The following is a 16712-nucleotide window of genomic DNA, read 5'->3' as shown; positions in this document are numbered from 1 at the left end:
TTAATAACCAGCCTTACTGCGACGGTCGGCAAGTTCCGCCTGCATCTGTTCGTTGTATTTTTTTGTAATAGGATAGAAGCATAAAGCAGCTACTCCCATTCCAAATATCAGAGCCGGAATCAGACTGGAGGAAAGCACGATTCCCATAATGGCCGTATCGCTTTGTTCCGCCCCGATACCGGACACATACCCAAATCCTGAAAGCAGAAATCCCAGGATGGCCCCACCGATGCCCAGCCCGGCCTTCAAGGCAAAGACTACACCTGCAAACACAAAGCCTGTGGCGCGACGGTAATTTTTATATTCCGAATAGTCGGCTACATCCGCAATCATCGCCCACAACAAAGGAACAGTCGGCGCGTATGCCAGACTCTTCAGGAAATTCAGTACAAACATCGTTTCCACATCCGCTTTTCCCGGAAAATAGAACAAAGCTGTAAAAAGGGCCGTAAGCGAGAGGCAAACGATAAAGACGCGTTTCTTACCGTAACGGTTTGCCAAAAAGCCGGACAAGAAAATCACCCCAAAGAACTGGACAAGTGCTCCCAACATATTAAACACTCCAAATCCTACCTCGTATGCCTTATCGGAAGAATTGACTACCAGTCCGAAAGCATTCAACACAGCATACCCCACGCTGCCATCCGTTTCCATTGCCACCAATCCCAGACGGTCAAGAAAGGCATACAATGCTCCGGCATCCACATAATTCTCAAAATAATAGTTCATGGCACTGCCCCACATGGCAAGCGTAGTGAAAACGAACAGTGTCAGAATGAACATTGCCCGCCAAGGAAGACTGCCAAACACATCCTTTATGTCCTGACGCATATCTGTCTTTTGGCTGGCAGGCGGCTCTATGCGCTCACGGGCCGAGAAGAAAGTGATGACCAAAAAGACAAGCCCGATACAAGCGAACAAGGCAATGGTACATAACCAGCCGTGCGCCTTGTCCCCACCATCCGAAAACTTGCTTACCAAAGGAAGCGTAAGTCCCTGTACCACAAACTGGGCAATGGTGGCCGCCACAAAACGAATGGAAGTGATACTGGTACGTTCCTTTATATCACCGGACATCACTCCGCCCAAAGAAGCATACGGCGTATTGTTAAAAGAGTAAAGACTCATCAGCAAGGTATAAGACAGCGTAGCATACAATGCTACCAGTCCTTTATCTTCAATGCCCGGATTATAGAAAGCCAACACATAAAAGACCATGAAAGGCAATGCGGTCCAAAGCACCCACGGACGATATTTCCCGAAACGTGTCTTGGTACGGTCGCTCAATAACCCCACTGTAGGATCGACAAAGGCATCCGTGATACGCGCCACCAACATCACCGTACCGGCAATGGCACCTTCCAGACCGAATATGTCCGTATAAAACTTTGTCTGATAAATCATCATCATCTGGAAGACCAGATTAGCCGAGCAATCCCCCAGGCTGTAACCGATTTTCTCGGCCATCGAAACTTTTTGACTTTGTGTATTCATGGTTATTACATTAAAATATCTTCCATAAAAGTAATTCCATCCATTGGCTGGAATTACTTTACGCCTATTGAAAACAAAAATGAGCTAAACAAAATGTTGTCCCTGCTCCAATCTTTAGAAAACAAAAGTACACAAAGCTTTATGAATCCTGTAATCACAATGATACACGCATCTTTACAGGCAGAACAGACACGCTCCGCCTGTAACATTTTTCTTTGATGATGTTACATCAAGCCCTATTTGCCTTCTAATTAAATAGAATGGGGGGGCTGTCCAACATTGAACAGCCCCCTGTTTCCCGACAAACAGCATTCAGCGTTTCTCGTAATACTTCACCCAGTCCACCCACATTTCCACCAGTCATTCTTTCGGGTTCACAGCCCCAACCCATGAGCTGCCCAACTGCATATCTATCTTTTTCCTCGTATTTCTTCCACTCAACTAAAAATGCCGTATCAAATGAAACATACTCTCATTTAATACGGCAAATTTAATCTATTAATAATCTATTTATTTCGCCAGACTATAAACCACATCCATTATCTTCTGACCTATTTCATCAGCAGCCTCCATGGTCGCAGCCTCAGAATAGACACGGATAATAGGTTCGGTATTACTCTTACGCAAATGTACCCACTTGTCGGGGAAATCGATCTTCACACCGTCTATGTCGTTTATCTCTTCATCCTTATACAGTTCCTTCACCTTGGCCAGAATAGCGTCCACATCCGTTTCCGGAGTCAGATCAATGCGATTCTTGGCAATGAAATAAGGAGGATAAGAAGCACGCAGCTCGCTTACTTTTTTACCTTCATGAGCTAAATGACTCAGGAACAAAGCAATTCCCACCAATGCGTCACGTCCATAATGGCTTTCCGGATAAATGACTCCACCATTACCTTCACCGCCAATCACTGCATTCGTTGCTTTCATCTTGGTAACCACATTCACTTCTCCTACGGCCGAGGCATTGTATTCACAACCATATTTACGGGTTACATCACGCAAAGCACGGGTAGAGCTCAAGTTGGAAACGGTGTTTCCAGGAGTATGTTTCAATACATAATCTGCCACGGTCACCAATGTGTATTCTTCACCATACATTTTTCCATCTTCGCAGATCATAGCCAGACGGTCAACGTCCGGATCTACAACAAAAGCTACATCACAACCGCCTTGGGCCATCAATCCCATGATATCCTCCAGATTCTTCTCCAAGGGTTCCGGATTATGCTGGAAATCACCGGTCGCTTCACAATAGAGCTTCTCTACATGCTTCACTCCCAACCGTTCCAACAATTCCGGAAGGATAATACCGCCAACTGAATTTACGCAATCTATAGCTACACGGAAATCAGCCTTACGGATCGCATCCACATCTACCAATTTCAAAGCCAAAACACTATCTATATGTTTCTGATTGTAGGTATTGTCCTCACGATAACTTCCGATATGGTCGATATCAGCAAAGTCAAAAGCTTCCGCTTCTGCAATGCGCAGCACTTCATTTCCTTCTTCTTTGTTCAGGAATTCCCCATGCTCATTCAGCAATTTCAAAGCGTTCCATTGTCTGGGGTTATGACTGGCAGTCAGAATAATACCGCCACATGCTCCTTCCATGGTAACCGCCAGTTCTGTAGTCGGTGTAGATGCCAGCCCGATGTTCACGACATCAAAGCCCATGCCCATCAAAGTACCGCATACCACGTTCTTCACCATCTCGCCAGAGATACGTGCGTCACGGCCTACTACAATCTTGTTGCTCTTTACTGTGGTTGTTTTACGTATCAGCGTTGCGTATGCTGATGTGAATTTCACTATATCCAGCGGGTTCAAACCTTCCCCCACGTGTCCGCCGATAGTTCCGCGAATTCCGGATATTGATTTAATTAATGTCATCGTGCTAATTGATAAGTTATTTCATAGTAACAAGGATAGACGGAAGCAGAAGCGTCAGATTGCCCTTCACTGTGAGGTACGATCAATCTGACCTTGGAACGGCCGGAAATTTCCCTGCCGACCTTTATATAATTGAATGGAACTAACCATCCGGATGGTACATACGGTGTGCCCCAAGCGTTATACATGATACCGGTAGTAAATGTTGCCGAAAAAGACTTTCCACTTTTTGTCAGCATCATGGCATCCGGATAAACCATGTTAGGATTGCCATAATCCGTATTCCAGGACAAAGAATCGGTTCCATCCGAAGTAATCTGTTCTTCCACATAGCGGGCCAGAATCTCATAGCGGCCGTCCTTCAGACGCTCACCGTTCCCTTCCTCCACTATCTGCATATAGACACCGGTCTCCGAGAAAAGGACAAACTGGTTCTCATCTACGTTGGTGGTAGAATCCTGTTCCTGGAACTGGTCAAAGCTGATTACATTGATATCTTCTTTTTCAATAAACCGCTTGATAGCCTCTCTCTCTTCTTCTTTCATTTCAGCATAAGTCTTTCCATTATTGCAAGACTGGAAGACCAGTCCCAAAAGAAACACTGATGCGAACAATATACCTAATTTCTTCATTCTAATTCCGTTATTATTCGGGGCAAAATTAATAAATATGCCCCTAACTTTTATATTGTTTGTACGCAATTATAGTAAAATAACTATTTTTTTGCCAGAAGCAACTCTTCGTACTTCACCAAAGCCTGTTTAAACAGTTCAATAGCCTCTTCCATTGTCCCATAAAACTCACCACCGGATGCATTCAGATGACCACCTCCATTAAAGAATTCGGCAGCCACTTTGTTACAAGGGAAAGTGCCGACAGAACGCAGGGAAATCTTGATCATATTCTTTTCCGTGTCCTCACGCAGGAATACGGAAAAAATAATATTCTTTATGGAAAGAGGAATATTCACAAACCCTTCCGTATCTCCTTTTATATACTGGAATTTTCTTTGCTCCTCTTTTGTCAGCCAGATCAATGCCGAGTTGAACTGTGGGAATACCTGCATCTTATCATACAGCACATACCCCATCAGGCGCAAACGGCCTTCAGAGTACGTATTATAAACCTTGCGGTAAATCTCATCCTTATCAATACCTTTCGACAACAATTCACTGATAATGAAATAAATCTCACGATTATTAGAATTATAAGTAAAGCCACCTGTATCAGTCATCATCCCTGTATAGATACATTCAGCACCTTCCTTGGTGATATCCTCAAAATATCCCAGACGGCATATCAGCCGGAAAACCAATTCGGAAGTGGAAGATATTTCCGGATGAGAAATAATGATTCTGCAAAAGGATTCCGGATGAAGGTGATGGTCTATCATCATTTTACGTGCCGGCGACTGAGCCACCGCATCCGCCATCGCATCAATACGCGACAATGCATTAAAATCCAGACAACAGATCACATCTGCCTCATTCAGCAACTTACCGGCAAACTCGGCATATTTATCATACCGGATTATATCCTTGGCTCCCGGCATCCATCTCAGAAAATCGGGAAAAGCATTGGGAACAATGACATTCACCGTCTTCTCCTGTGATTCCAAAAAATGACATAATCCCAACGAGGAGCCAATGGCATCACCATCCGGTGACACATGGGTAACGATAACTATTTTATCAGCTCTTTCAAACCATTTTTCGGCATGGTCTATATTAGCCTGCGCAATTACTTTTGATAACATACTCAATCTTTTTCTTTTGAAACGGCAAATTTACAAATTAATTCTTTATTCACAGAAGAATACGGTAAGAACCTTTCGGAGACAGATCAATATAATCCAATCCCAGCCTTCTACATTCTTCTTTCAACAGATTTAATCTGTAATCACCAAGCGAAGTATCCAATATGATTTTCCTAATTCTGAATAGTTTTTGCAGTGGGGCAATCCTTCCCTTAAAACCTTTGCACAGGTACATATAGTCAATATCCAACAATCGGCCAACCGATTTACCCTGCCAATGATTGTCGGCCAAGACACAAATGTTCAAACCTTTATAATGATAAATGCTATCCTGCCGCCAAACATCTTTGGGAGGATAAACCTTTATTTGCGAACGAGCAAGTATTAACTGGTGAGGTTCCTCTTTCATATAATACAGGTAACCTGAAAATCCTATAAAAAGATTAATTCCACACAAAGCCACAATCAATAATTTCCGTGAAGGACGCAACAGATAAAACAACACCACAAACAATAAGGAATAAAGGAGGCCTGCCTGAGACAAAGAGAAGTGCATATCGCCGGAATGCGACATAGGCAAATGCTCCACCCATCGCATACTGTTATTCAGCAACCACGACATCCCATTCAATCCTTTCACCAACCATAGATGCAATAACGCAAACGGAGACAGTACAAAAGCCGCTACCGATCCATAGATGATGACAAGTACCAAAGGTGCCACTATCAGATTGGCCGGCAAAAAGCAGACAGGGAAATATGCGAATTTATAAATAACCACAGAAGCCGTTCCCAACTGTGCCGCCAACGAAACCGCCACGATCCCCCAAATATAACGAAGTACAGGGTGACGCACCGGCCAGCACCGAAAAACGACAGGATAAACAAGCAGAATTGAAAACACAGCCAGAAATGAAAGCTGGAATCCGGTATCAAAAAGATAGAAAGGATTATAAAGCAACATAAAGAATGCCGCTATAGCCAAAGTATTCAATGACAAAGCCCGCTCCCCTGCCGCACGTGCCATGGTCATCAACATACACATCACCACCGCCCGTATGACCGAGGGAGGCAAACCCACTAAAAAAGCAAATGCCCATAACAACAACACAACAATGCCACACTTCACCCATCGTAGCAAGCAACTCCTATCCAACGGACGCAATATCCAACACAATAATCCCCATAAAACAGCGATATGCATTCCCGACAAAGCCAAGATATGGCTCACCCCCGCCGTTTGATAAGTTTCACGTAAATCCTCACTCAGTTCCTCCTTGTAACCGACAGTCAGAGCGGACAATACGGCAAACTCATCTCCTGAGAATCCCCATTTCCGATAACGATCCAATATCTTCTCCCGCCATACGCCCGCTTGCTGTTTCCATGTCAATGGCTCTCTCTCCCCTGTCCATTGCCAATAACCCGGAAAGACTATGGCCGTTCCACTGATCTGTTGTCTGAAAAGATAAGCCGCATAATCAAATTCTCCCGGCAGAGCCTCTTTCTCAGGAGTTGTCACACGTGTATAAAAATTCAAATGATCTCCACATCGTAAATTTACGGAAAGACTATCTTTCATCATATAGACCAGTACCGTACGATTCACCGGAGCCATCCCCCTTTCAGACACTTTCTTGTCTATCCGCAATTTACAGAGATATGTTTTTGCCTTTTCTTGCGGAACGTCCACGATCACCCCCTGATACACATCTTTCCCCGCCCCCCATTCATAGTCTACTCCTTGCCATTTTTGCTGTACCAGCAATGCCCCCAGGCAAAACAGAAACAGAAAGGCCATGCCCCCAAACAGCCATCGGGAACGATAATGCCGCCACCTCACCAATACCGCCGACCCTATCAGACACACCAACGCTCCCATACCAAAAGCCGGCACCGGCAAGGCACCCTGAAAGAAATGGTCGGATACAAAAATTCCGGTGACTAAAGGTATAGCCAACCGGAACATGGAGCAAGGCCTTACAGCCGTTAAATTCCGCACCTCAAGAGAATAATCAAAGGGACTTCAGCCGATGTATCATATCCAGCATGTCAGGAGCTTTGAACACAGCATTTCCCGCCACCAGCACATCCGCTCCCGCCTCTACAAGCTGTTTGCCGGTTTCCAGATTCACTCCCCCGTCGACCTCTATCAATGCTTGCGAACCCGTATGCGCTATCAACTCACGTAATTCCCTTACCTTGTCCAGCGTATGTACAATAAATTTCTGGCCGCCAAAACCGGGATTCACACTCATCAGCAATACCATATCCACATCACGGATAATATCAGCCAGCATAGCCACGGGAGTAGAAGGATTCAATGTCACGGCCGCTTTCATTCCGGCATCCTTTATCTGCTGCACCACCCTATGCAGGTGCACACAAGCCTCATAATGCACATTCATCATCATTGTCCCCAAATCTTTCACTTCTTCAATGAATTTCTCGGGATTAACGATCATCAAATGCACATCCAAAGGTTTTTCAGACAATTCGGCTACATATTTCAACACAGGAAAGCCAAAAGAGATATTCGGTACAAACACACCATCCATTATATCGATGTGCAACCAGTCGGCATCACTACGATTTATTTGTTCTATATCTGCCCGCAGATCTGCAAAATTGGCAGACAATAAAGAAGGGGATATCAGAGGTCTATTCATGATTCACTGTTCTTATTCTTTTTACACAGAACAAAGATAACCATATTTTATATAAGAACAGTGAAAAAGTTCATTTTATTTCGGCAAAGTAAACCGTACGCCCAACTGTATATTAAAATTAAAAGGATGTTCTTTGCGAATCGTATTTACATTGCTGCCATCATCAAAGTAATAAACAACCCCCGGCTCCGCATAAACGCCCAATTTCTCCGTAATCTTGAACTGTGCACCTGCCGCTGCGGACAAGGACCATTGCAAAGGTTTTACTTTAATATCTTCCTCACCTCCCAAAAGCTGGTCGTCTTTTCCTGCATTTGAGGTAGAAACACTGCCGATGATGTTCCGCTTTCCGGATACACATTTTTCCACAGTTCCACCGGCCGAAGCATACACTTCAAATCTTTTGCTGCTCCATATATTCCGGTTCACTTTCAAAGGAACACCCACATAATGCAATTTCTCTTCCCAGCCATAATTGTTTTTCTCGGTTCCCGAACGTGTCTCGGATGAAAGTTGAGTATAAGTCACTCCGGTTTCTATAGCCCAGTCATCAGTTAAATCAAAACGAAGTGAAGCTCCAAAAGTAACAGGCATACGGTATTTTATGTCAGACTTCGCACTCTTTCCTTCTGACAAATTGTTGAACTGAACCAGCTTGTCTATTTCAGCCCTCGTCCCCACTCCATAAGCGCTTCTTGCGCCATTAGGCAAAGGCAAATACCCCTCCATGCTAGTCGAGGACGAAAAGGCTCCATTGCTGGTAGAAAGTCCTATCGACCAATTCCTATCTTTCTTTCTATGAGAAGCCACATAAGCGTAATTCGTTTTTTTAGCCGAATAGGAAGACCTGCGGGCCGGTTTCTGCTGTCTTTGTTCCGCCACAGCCGGTTCCTCCTTCTGCTCTTCAACATAATTCTCCTCTATCTGTATCTCCTCCGCCTCGTTATTCCTCAAAACCTCCTGCCCGGCAGCTGATGCCTCCAGCATAACAGTCCGGGCAACTTTTGCACGTTGGCTTCTTCCAGAAGAAACTGCAGGGGCCACCCGCGCCACAGGCTGCTCGGGAACGACTGCTCCGGGCACCAGTCCATCAGGTTCATGCAGTGAATTCAGCTCCGCAGACTGTTTCTCCAGATAGTTTGCCGAAGGCGACTGCCAAAACCATACAGTCAATGAAGATACCACCAGCAACAAGCCCACAGCCGCTATGGCCTGCCAGCGGTGCCACATCGGAATCACTTTTGGAACCGTATCCAGTTCCTTTTCCAGCTGTTCCCAAAGATCAGCAGGAGCGGGCTCTGAATAGTCCTCCATCCGAGTGCGGAAATTCTTTATCCATTTATCTTTTTCTTTCATCCCTATATTCTCTTTCTATAATCATTTATTTTTTTCATCAATAAGGTTTTGGCTCTATACAACTGAGATGATGAAGTATGTTCCGTGATCCCCAGCATTTCAGCAATCTCCTTATGTCCTTTTTCCTCTAATACATATAAATTGAAGACCGTTCTGTATCCATCCGGAAGTTCTTTAATGAATTGCATTAAAACAGATTGGGGTATTTGCTCAAAATCATCCTCATCTCCATCTATCACATCGGGCAACTCTTCCACTATCACTTCCTGATTTGTAGAGACCTTCTTGCGCAGATACCCTAACGCTTCGTTTACCATAATGCGTGTCAACCATGCTTTCAAAGATCCCTCTCCTTTATAAGTAAACTGGCCGAATGAACGGAATATATTCAAGAATCCATCATGCAAGACATCCTGCGCCACTTCCCTGTCACCTGTATAACGAACACAAATGGCCATCAATTGTCCGGCATAACGCTCATACAATTGCTTGCGTGCAAGGTTATCGCCCTTGCCGCAACGTTCCACCAATTCTGTTTCATTCATTGTTTGTGACACTTCTTTATTGAATAAATGATAAGACTGCAAAAATACTGCATCCGGAAGAATAAATTTTTCGCTTAAGCAGATTTAACACTTTTATAAGCAGTAAACTTGCTATCCGCGCATTTAAGTGACAGTAACAATCCTAGAAACAGAAAATATGAGAAAATATAAAGCGATAGTTATTGTAACAATTGTGATGACGCTGATCCCATTCATGCAGTCTTGCCTGAATGACTATGATGACGACCTTTATAACATACAGGGAGGAATGCCTTTCAACGCCGCTCTGGCAACTGTGGTGAATCCTAGCGAAGTGCCGGGTGAAGCAGTGATAGAAAGTGATAATGATGGAATAGCGTATGTGGTGAATCCCGATAAATTGACACGCCTTGAAACAAACAATCTGGGACAACGCATCTTCTATACCTATATTAATGCAGCCAATCCGACCGGAGATGCAAACAATAAAGGGCCTTTTATTTCCATAGATTACTTGCAGAAAGTCTTAACCAAATCAATGGATATACTCAAAGAAAATGGGGACGATATTTACGGGCACGACGGAATCAACCTCATCACTCCCATAATGGGCAAGACGCACCTGACTCTTATGTTCCAGATATTAGGTTTCAGCTCTGATATCAAACATCGGATCAGCCTTGTAGCCACGGAGGGGACTGTTCCGGATGCAAACGGATATATGGCCGTAGAACTGCGCCACAATGCCGAAGGTGACAGACAGGAATATCTAAGTCACGGCTATGTGTCCTTTCCGTTATCGGACATTCCCGGATATAAAGAGGGCAAACTACAAGGATTTAAAATAAAGACGAACACCATAAACAATGGCGAAGAAACCGTTACAGTAAGTTATAATAAAAGCAAATCAATAAACATTCCGTTCATACAGGAAGACATGTCCAACACAAAAATTAAATGATTCTTAACAACTCCTTGTCTGTCTTATTGTAACGAAATCCGGGTGCATTGAAACAATGCACCCGGATTCTTTATAAAAGCAGTATTTTCGCTAGCATTAACCGACAAACCAATTGAATGACTGCAAAAAAAAGAATTATACAAGATATCAAACTCGTTGATTTTCCGAAGGAAGTTGACGAACAAAACGGTATAAGATTGATAACCCAAACGGTGTATTAACCACACGGCACACTTATAGGGAAACATTCAAATAAACGAGAAATAAAAGATACTTTTCCTGTTTTTATGACCTCATCCTGTCAAGGAACCCGCAAAGAGCAGAAGCCAACACACCAACGTACCGCCTTATGCCGATACAAAAACAACCGCATCCATCCCTTCCTCCAACCTGATGAAAAGCCCCAAAGAGCCTAAAGAAAAAGCCGAAGAAGCCTCATGACTCAACCGTCCAGCACTCGCCGGACGCATTTTCAACCAGAGATGAACGAAACTCCAACGTAAGCCGGATGCATTTCCAACAACCGCTGGAAATGATTTTTTATATATGCAGAGACATCTGCTTTGAAATACGGAAGAAAAAACTAACTTTGTACATAGTAAGCAATAATAAAAGAAAAGCTATGGCAATATATTACGACATGTACCAATCACCGCAGCCGGAAGGTGAAGAGAAAGAAAAACTGTATGCACGCGTCAAAAGCATCCGGACACTGACCACGGACGAACTGATGAAACGCGTGATAGATGGAACACATCTCACCAAAACGCAAGCAAGATTCGTGCTGGGACGAGTGGTGGACGAACTGAAGACAGCCGTAGCACAAGGATTCCGCATACACGTGGACGAGTTAGGCTACTTCTCGCCCCAGATAACGGCTTTTCCACCCAAGAACCACCGTAGCAAGTCACCCAAAGTATGCGCTACGGGACTGAACTTCGTGCCGGAAAAAGAAGTGAAACAATACCTCATGTCCATCAATACCGTACGTACCGTCAACATGCACCATGCCGTAAACGGTATCGACAAAACAGCATTGGATAACGCCCTGCGCACTTGCCTCGAACAAGAACAGACCATCACAAGGCGGCATTTCCAATTTGTCTATCCCGATATATCCCGCACTTCACTCTGCAACTATCTCCGTCAATGTGTGGAACAAGGAAAACTGCGTAACATCGGAACCAAAAACGCACCGGTATATGTGGCCGGGAAAGAATGGAGCAAATAAACCGCCCCATTCCTTTCTATATATATAGGAAAGGGATAGAAATGCAACAACTTATGCCCCCTATAAATTGAGAAATGAGAGAGGCTCTATCACCGACACACTCACATAATATCATAAAATCGTAAAATACTCGCGGGTCTGTCACGACTGTGCTGCATTAATCCACAAAAGCGATGATTAATAAAGTTATGTTGACAATGTATAATGGTGCTGAGTTATGCTCCAAGCTATTTTCTCATATATAAGAGTTTGGGCGGTTTTGAAAGGATAGAATATTTAATAGAAAGGAATAATCACAACTATGTTATAAAGCCATGAAACCCTATATTGACATAGCGGATGACATCAGAGCAAACGCCATGAACAAGTTTAATCAACTATAAAAGTATCAAACAGTTTCATAGATAGTTATCAATAAGTATATTTGCAGAAACCATTATCACAATATGAACAACAAGGAATCCAACATAGAAAAAACGAACTTAGATGTGTTCATACACGCTGTCGGTTCGGAAATAGAACAGGCGCAAGTAAGGCTGATTGTCGCAGCCAATGCGCAAATGCTGTTCCACTACTGGAAAGTAGGCAACTATATTCTCTATCATCAACAATAGCAAGGATGGGGAAGTAAAATCATCAAGCAACTGGCAAAGGCTATCCGGTTTAATTATCCTGAAAAGAAAGGCTATTCGGAACGCAACCTTACCTATATGTGTCAGTTTGCAAAGGCATATCCTTTGAGGGCATTGCAAAGTTTCATAGAAACGGATGCAAAGTTGATAGCTCCAAGTGTGGAGAGAATAGCAGACGAAGTACGCTACTTAAACGATGCGCAATTTACGCAAGAGCCTCTTGCGCAAATCCAATCCACTGATAACAATGAAATTATAATCACGCAAGAACCTCTTGCGCAAATTCATAATGTTGCCAGAACCGTATCTGATATTTACCGGATGGAAATTAAGGATATAGAAAGCGTATTCATGGCATCACCTGTTGCAAGAACCAATTGGGCAAGCCATGTGATTATGCTTAACAGTTCAATTCCATTGGGTGTAAGCTATTGGTACATGAAGCAGTCTGTGGAAATGGGCTGGAGCAGCAATGTTCTTAAAATACAAATTGAAACCAACCTGTACAGCAGACAAATCAGCAATAATAAGGTAAACAATTTCACCACTACGCTTCCTGCACCGCAAAGCGACCTCGCCAATTACCTGTTGAAAGACCCGTACATCTTTGATTTGGCTGGAACTAAAGAGAAAGCAGACGAAAGGGACATAGAAGAACAGTTGGTTAAGCACGTTACCCGTTACTTGCTGGAAATGTTATGCAAACCTTTACATAATAATTCTTATGCCAACAAATTTATTATGCAAAGTGACTTAAACTAAATCGCAGCTACAAAAGTAATTATAAAAATATAATCATTTATTTCTTTACATAAGAATTTCATTAATTTAAGTGCGGTGATATTGCCACAACTTAAATTAATGACGTATGAATGATCACTCAACAACTTTTGAAGCAGTCACATCCTCTATGCTGAAAATCTTAAAAGAGGATTTTTCTCGTACAGATAGTACATTGGAAGGCTATGCATGGAAATGGAATCAATTAAGGCAGTTCATGGAGAACAATGATTTGCATTCCCTCACCCCTAAAGTCTGCGATGATTTTTTATCTTCTCTTTATGGTTCTAAAGATTTAACTTCATTAAAATCTGGTGACAAGAAATTTTTATCCGCTATCTTACTCCTGAAAAATTACCTCATTACAGGCCAAGTTATTCCAAGAAAAGTTCCGGTAGAATTGAAAGGAGAGATTGGCAGTTTGATGATGCAATATATATTATCTCGAAGTCAAGAACGCTTGTCCGGACACACTATCTACAATCACAAACAAATATTCCATCGTTTCCTTGATTTTCTAACATCTGCAAAAGTAGCCTCCATAGAACAAGTTGAGATTACCCACATCATTAAATATCTTAATACCATTGGTACTAAATATAAATCTGTAGCAAGTATATCCATCCATATTCTACGTAACTTTTTCCGATATCTATATGAACACAAAATTATAGATATGGATTTAGCGGCATTTATTCCAAAAGATAATTATAAGAAACAGCCTAAGCTACCGTCAGCTTACACTTCTGAAGAAATAAAAAAGATAGTGTCTTCTGTGGATAGAAGTACGACTACAGGAAAACGTAATTACTCAATTATTCTATTAGCCACAATGCTTGGTTTGAGGGCTTCTGATATAGCAAATTTAAAGTTTGAAAATATATTGTGGGAGGATAATGCCATACGTTTAATCCAGCATAAAACAAATAAGGAATTAGAACTGCCACTTCTACCGGAAATAGGCAATGCTATTATTGAATATCTACGGTATGGACGTCCAAAGTCCCAGTCATCATATATATTTCTCTTGGCACGTTCTCCCTATACTCACATAAACCAACCGGTCATATCCCAGATAGCCAAGAAATATTTTCTTAAAGCCAACGTAAATATAAAGAACAAGCATCATGGCGCACATGCCCTTCGACATTCCTTAGCGACACTTCTTTTAGAAGAGCAGGTAAAGCTCCCTGTTATAAGCGAAGTTTTAGGGCATGAGAACACGGAATCAACAAGTTATTATCTAAGAATAGATATCCAATCACTGAAAAAATGCTCCCTTGATGTATCACCTGTATGTGAAAACTTTTATACCCAGAAAGGAGGCTATTTTTATGAATAGAAATTTTAAAGGCATTTACGCCTCATTGATAAGAGAGTTTGTGAGCTTGAAGCGCAGTATGGGATTTAAGTATATTGGGGGAGAGTTTGTCCTGACTTTATTTGATAGATTTACTATTGAAAGAAATGAGACTGCAATAGGTATTACCAAGGAGTTGTCAGATGCATGGTGCAAGGAACGTGACAATGAATCCAATAGTTACCATTATCGTAGGTGCTATATTTTAGGTGCTTTCTCTTCGTTTCTTAACAAAAAAGGAATCCGCTCATATATACCAAGAACCCCGTCATTGAGAAATACCTTTATCCCTCATATCTTTTCATCAAAAGAGATAGAACGAATTTTTACGACATGTGATAATATGCAAAGTGGAAATAATGATATGAGATCCTCTTTTTTTATAATGCCTTCACTGCTTCGCATGTTATACGGAACAGGAATACGCATAGGTGAAGCCTTGTCTCTGCTCAATGAAGATATTAATCTTGAGGAAGAATACTTCATTTTACGAGATACAAAAAACGGCAAAGACAGGATTGTCCCATTTTCCACTTCTTTAGCAGAGGTTCTTAAAGATTATGTTGTACATAGAAACAGATTACCCGTAAAGATATCAGATACTACTCCCTTTTTTATCACACTTAAAGGAAGGGCTTGTGACAGGGATAGCATATATCGTCGATTTTGCAAAATACTCATTCAAGCAAACATTCCCAAAGACCGCATACGTCTGCATGACTTGAGACATACATTTGCCGTTCACTCTCTTGCTAAAATGGCTGAAGAAGGTATGGATTTATATTGTTCTTTGCCGATCCTATCAACTTACCTTGGACATCAATCTTTGCGGGCGACGAATAACTATGTTCGGCTTACGTCAGAGATGTATCCCGAATTAATTAGAAAAATAGATATCATTGGTTTTGATATTTTCCCTAAAATGTGACATTTATGAAACCTACAAATTTTTCAAAATATCTAACAGACTTCCTTCTCCGGTATTTGCCCCATGAAAGAGGAGCAAGTACTAATACGATCCATTCATACAGGGACACATTTACCTTATATCTGGTATACATGGAAAGTAAAGGTGTAAAAGCTGAAAAACTGACAATGGAAAGTATAACAAAAGAGAATATCTTGTCCTTCCTTGATTGGTTGGAAACAAAAAGAAGTTGCTGTACATCAACACGTAATCTTCGCCTTGCTGCCATACAATCATTTTTTAAGTACCTCCAATATCAGAGTTCAGACCATCTATACGAATATCAAGAAATAATGGCTATAAATAATAAAAAGAGTGTCAAGCCTATTATGAACTATCTAACGGTAGAAGAGATGAAGATTCTTCTGCAACAACCAGATACGACCAAACCTAAAGGTCGTAGGGATCTGGCGTTATTGTCACTTATGTATGATACAGCGTGTAGAGTGTCAGAAGTAATAAGCCTAACTCCGCAATGTGTTCGATTAGATGAACCATATACTGTAATAATCACGGGAAAAGGGAATAAAAATAGAGTTGTACCAATGCTTGAAGAACAGTTGGATATACTGAAAATATATATGAAAGAGAATGGATTGTTGAGATCAGAATGTCTACAACATCCGCTATTTACAAACTGTTGGGGCGAAAAGCTGACAAGAGCAGGGGTGGCGAATATACTGGATAGATACATCAAAAAGGCAAAGCTACTTCATCCCACGTTAATGAAGGGGAAAATAAGCTGTCATAGTCTTAGGCATAGTAAGGCAATGCATCTGTTACAAGCTGGGGTTAACTTAGTTTATATTAGAGATATTTTGGGGCACGTGAATGTGCAAACTACAGAAATTTATGCAAGAGCGGACTCAAAAGTGAAACGGGAGGCTATAGAAAAAGCTTATATTAAAGTTGTTCAGGAGGTGGATACTAAACCTATGTGGCAAGGAAATGAAAAGTTAATGGATTTTTTAAAGTCTTTCTGATGAAAATATTATGCAAAGTGATGGAGATAAATCTTTTTATAATTACTTTTGTAGCTGTGATTTAGTTTAAGTCACTTTGCATAATAAATTTGTTGGCATA

General features: G+C 41.9%; 13 protein-coding genes and 1 pseudogene. 6 read left to right on the top strand and 8 right to left on the bottom strand.

The features are described 5' to 3' along the window. From ACYQ0C_RS06330 to ACYQ0C_RS06295, 8 genes are all read right to left on the bottom strand, one after another. Nucleotides 1–1494 carry an MFS transporter gene (locus ACYQ0C_RS06330; RefSeq protein ID WP_032941951.1) on the bottom strand — a complete coding sequence of 498 codons (1494 nt, stop codon included), beginning with the start codon at nt 1492–1494 and terminating at the stop codon, nt 1–3. A 510-nt stretch (nt 1495–2004) separates the two neighbouring features. After that, nucleotides 2005–3393, bottom strand: a complete 1389-nt coding sequence (gene glmM, locus ACYQ0C_RS06325; RefSeq protein WP_016276999.1) for a phosphoglucosamine mutase — start codon at nt 3391–3393, stop codon at nt 2005–2007. Continuing rightward, nucleotides 3390–4025 carry a BamK family beta-barrel-assembly machinery protein gene (gene bamK / locus ACYQ0C_RS06320; protein WP_016277000.1) on the bottom strand — a complete coding sequence of 212 codons (636 nt, stop codon included), beginning with the start codon at nt 4023–4025 and terminating at the stop codon, nt 3390–3392. The genes glmM and bamK overlap by 4 nt, the downstream gene beginning before the upstream one ends. 83 nt (nt 4026–4108) lie before the next feature. Beyond that, nucleotides 4109–5149 carry a DHH family phosphoesterase gene (locus ACYQ0C_RS06315; RefSeq protein WP_016277001.1) on the bottom strand — a complete coding sequence of 347 codons (1041 nt, stop codon included), beginning with the start codon at nt 5147–5149 and terminating at the stop codon, nt 4109–4111. Nucleotides 5150–5198: 49 nt separating this feature from the next. Further along, a complete protein-coding gene (locus ACYQ0C_RS06310) occupies nt 5199–7118 on the bottom strand; it encodes a ComEC/Rec2 family competence protein (RefSeq protein ID WP_016277002.1) in 1920 nt (639 codons plus the stop codon). Nucleotides 7119–7164: 46 nt separating this feature from the next. Further along, entirely contained in the window at nt 7165–7818 is a 654-nt protein-coding gene (gene rpe / locus ACYQ0C_RS06305) for a ribulose-phosphate 3-epimerase (RefSeq protein WP_016277003.1), read from the bottom strand. A 75-nt stretch (nt 7819–7893) separates the two neighbouring features. Further along, nucleotides 7894–9174: an outer membrane beta-barrel protein gene (locus tag ACYQ0C_RS06300; RefSeq protein WP_016277004.1), complete on the bottom strand. Its 1281-nt coding sequence runs from the start codon at nt 9172–9174 to the stop codon at nt 7894–7896. Nucleotides 9175–9176: 2 nt separating this feature from the next. Further along, nucleotides 9177–9719 carry an RNA polymerase sigma factor gene (locus ACYQ0C_RS06295; RefSeq protein ID WP_016277005.1) on the bottom strand — a complete coding sequence of 181 codons (543 nt, stop codon included), beginning with the start codon at nt 9717–9719 and terminating at the stop codon, nt 9177–9179. Nucleotides 9720–9876: 157 nt separating this feature from the next. Between ACYQ0C_RS06295 and ACYQ0C_RS06290 the strand changes: the two genes are divergently transcribed. The 6 genes and pseudogenes from ACYQ0C_RS06290 to ACYQ0C_RS06265 all read left to right on the top strand — a co-directional run bounded on the left by ACYQ0C_RS06290 (nt 9877) and on the right by ACYQ0C_RS06265 (nt 16612). Further along, nucleotides 9877–10659, top strand: coding sequence for a NigD1/NigD2 family lipoprotein (locus ACYQ0C_RS06290; protein ID WP_016277006.1), 783 nt, complete (start codon nt 9877–9879; stop codon nt 10657–10659). Nucleotides 10660–11281: 622 nt separating this feature from the next. Beyond that, nucleotides 11282–11890 (top strand): HU family DNA-binding protein, encoded by a 609-nt coding sequence (locus tag ACYQ0C_RS06285; RefSeq protein ID WP_016277007.1) that lies wholly within the window; start codon nt 11282–11284, stop codon nt 11888–11890. Between the two features lie 446 nt (nt 11891–12336). Then, a pseudogene (locus ACYQ0C_RS06280) lies at nt 12337–13218 on the top strand (DUF1016 N-terminal domain-containing protein); the annotation flags it as partial. A gap of 172 nt (nt 13219–13390) precedes the next feature. Further along, entirely contained in the window at nt 13391–14644 is a 1254-nt protein-coding gene (locus ACYQ0C_RS06275) for a site-specific integrase (protein WP_008024682.1), read from the top strand. Further along, nucleotides 14637–15590, top strand: coding sequence for a tyrosine-type recombinase/integrase (locus ACYQ0C_RS06270; RefSeq protein WP_229091420.1), 954 nt, complete (start codon nt 14637–14639; stop codon nt 15588–15590). Before ACYQ0C_RS06275 ends, ACYQ0C_RS06270 begins: the two co-directional genes overlap by 8 nt. Nucleotides 15591–15595: 5 nt before the next feature. Next, entirely contained in the window at nt 15596–16612 is a 1017-nt protein-coding gene (locus ACYQ0C_RS06265; RefSeq protein WP_008024684.1) for a site-specific integrase, read from the top strand. Nucleotides 16613–16712 lie beyond the last annotated feature (100 nt).

It is taken from the genome of Phocaeicola sartorii JCM 17136 = DSM 21941, from assembly GCF_054653615.1.
Note: the sequence above shows the minus strand (reverse complement) of the source record. Positions and strands in the feature narration are given on the sequence as shown.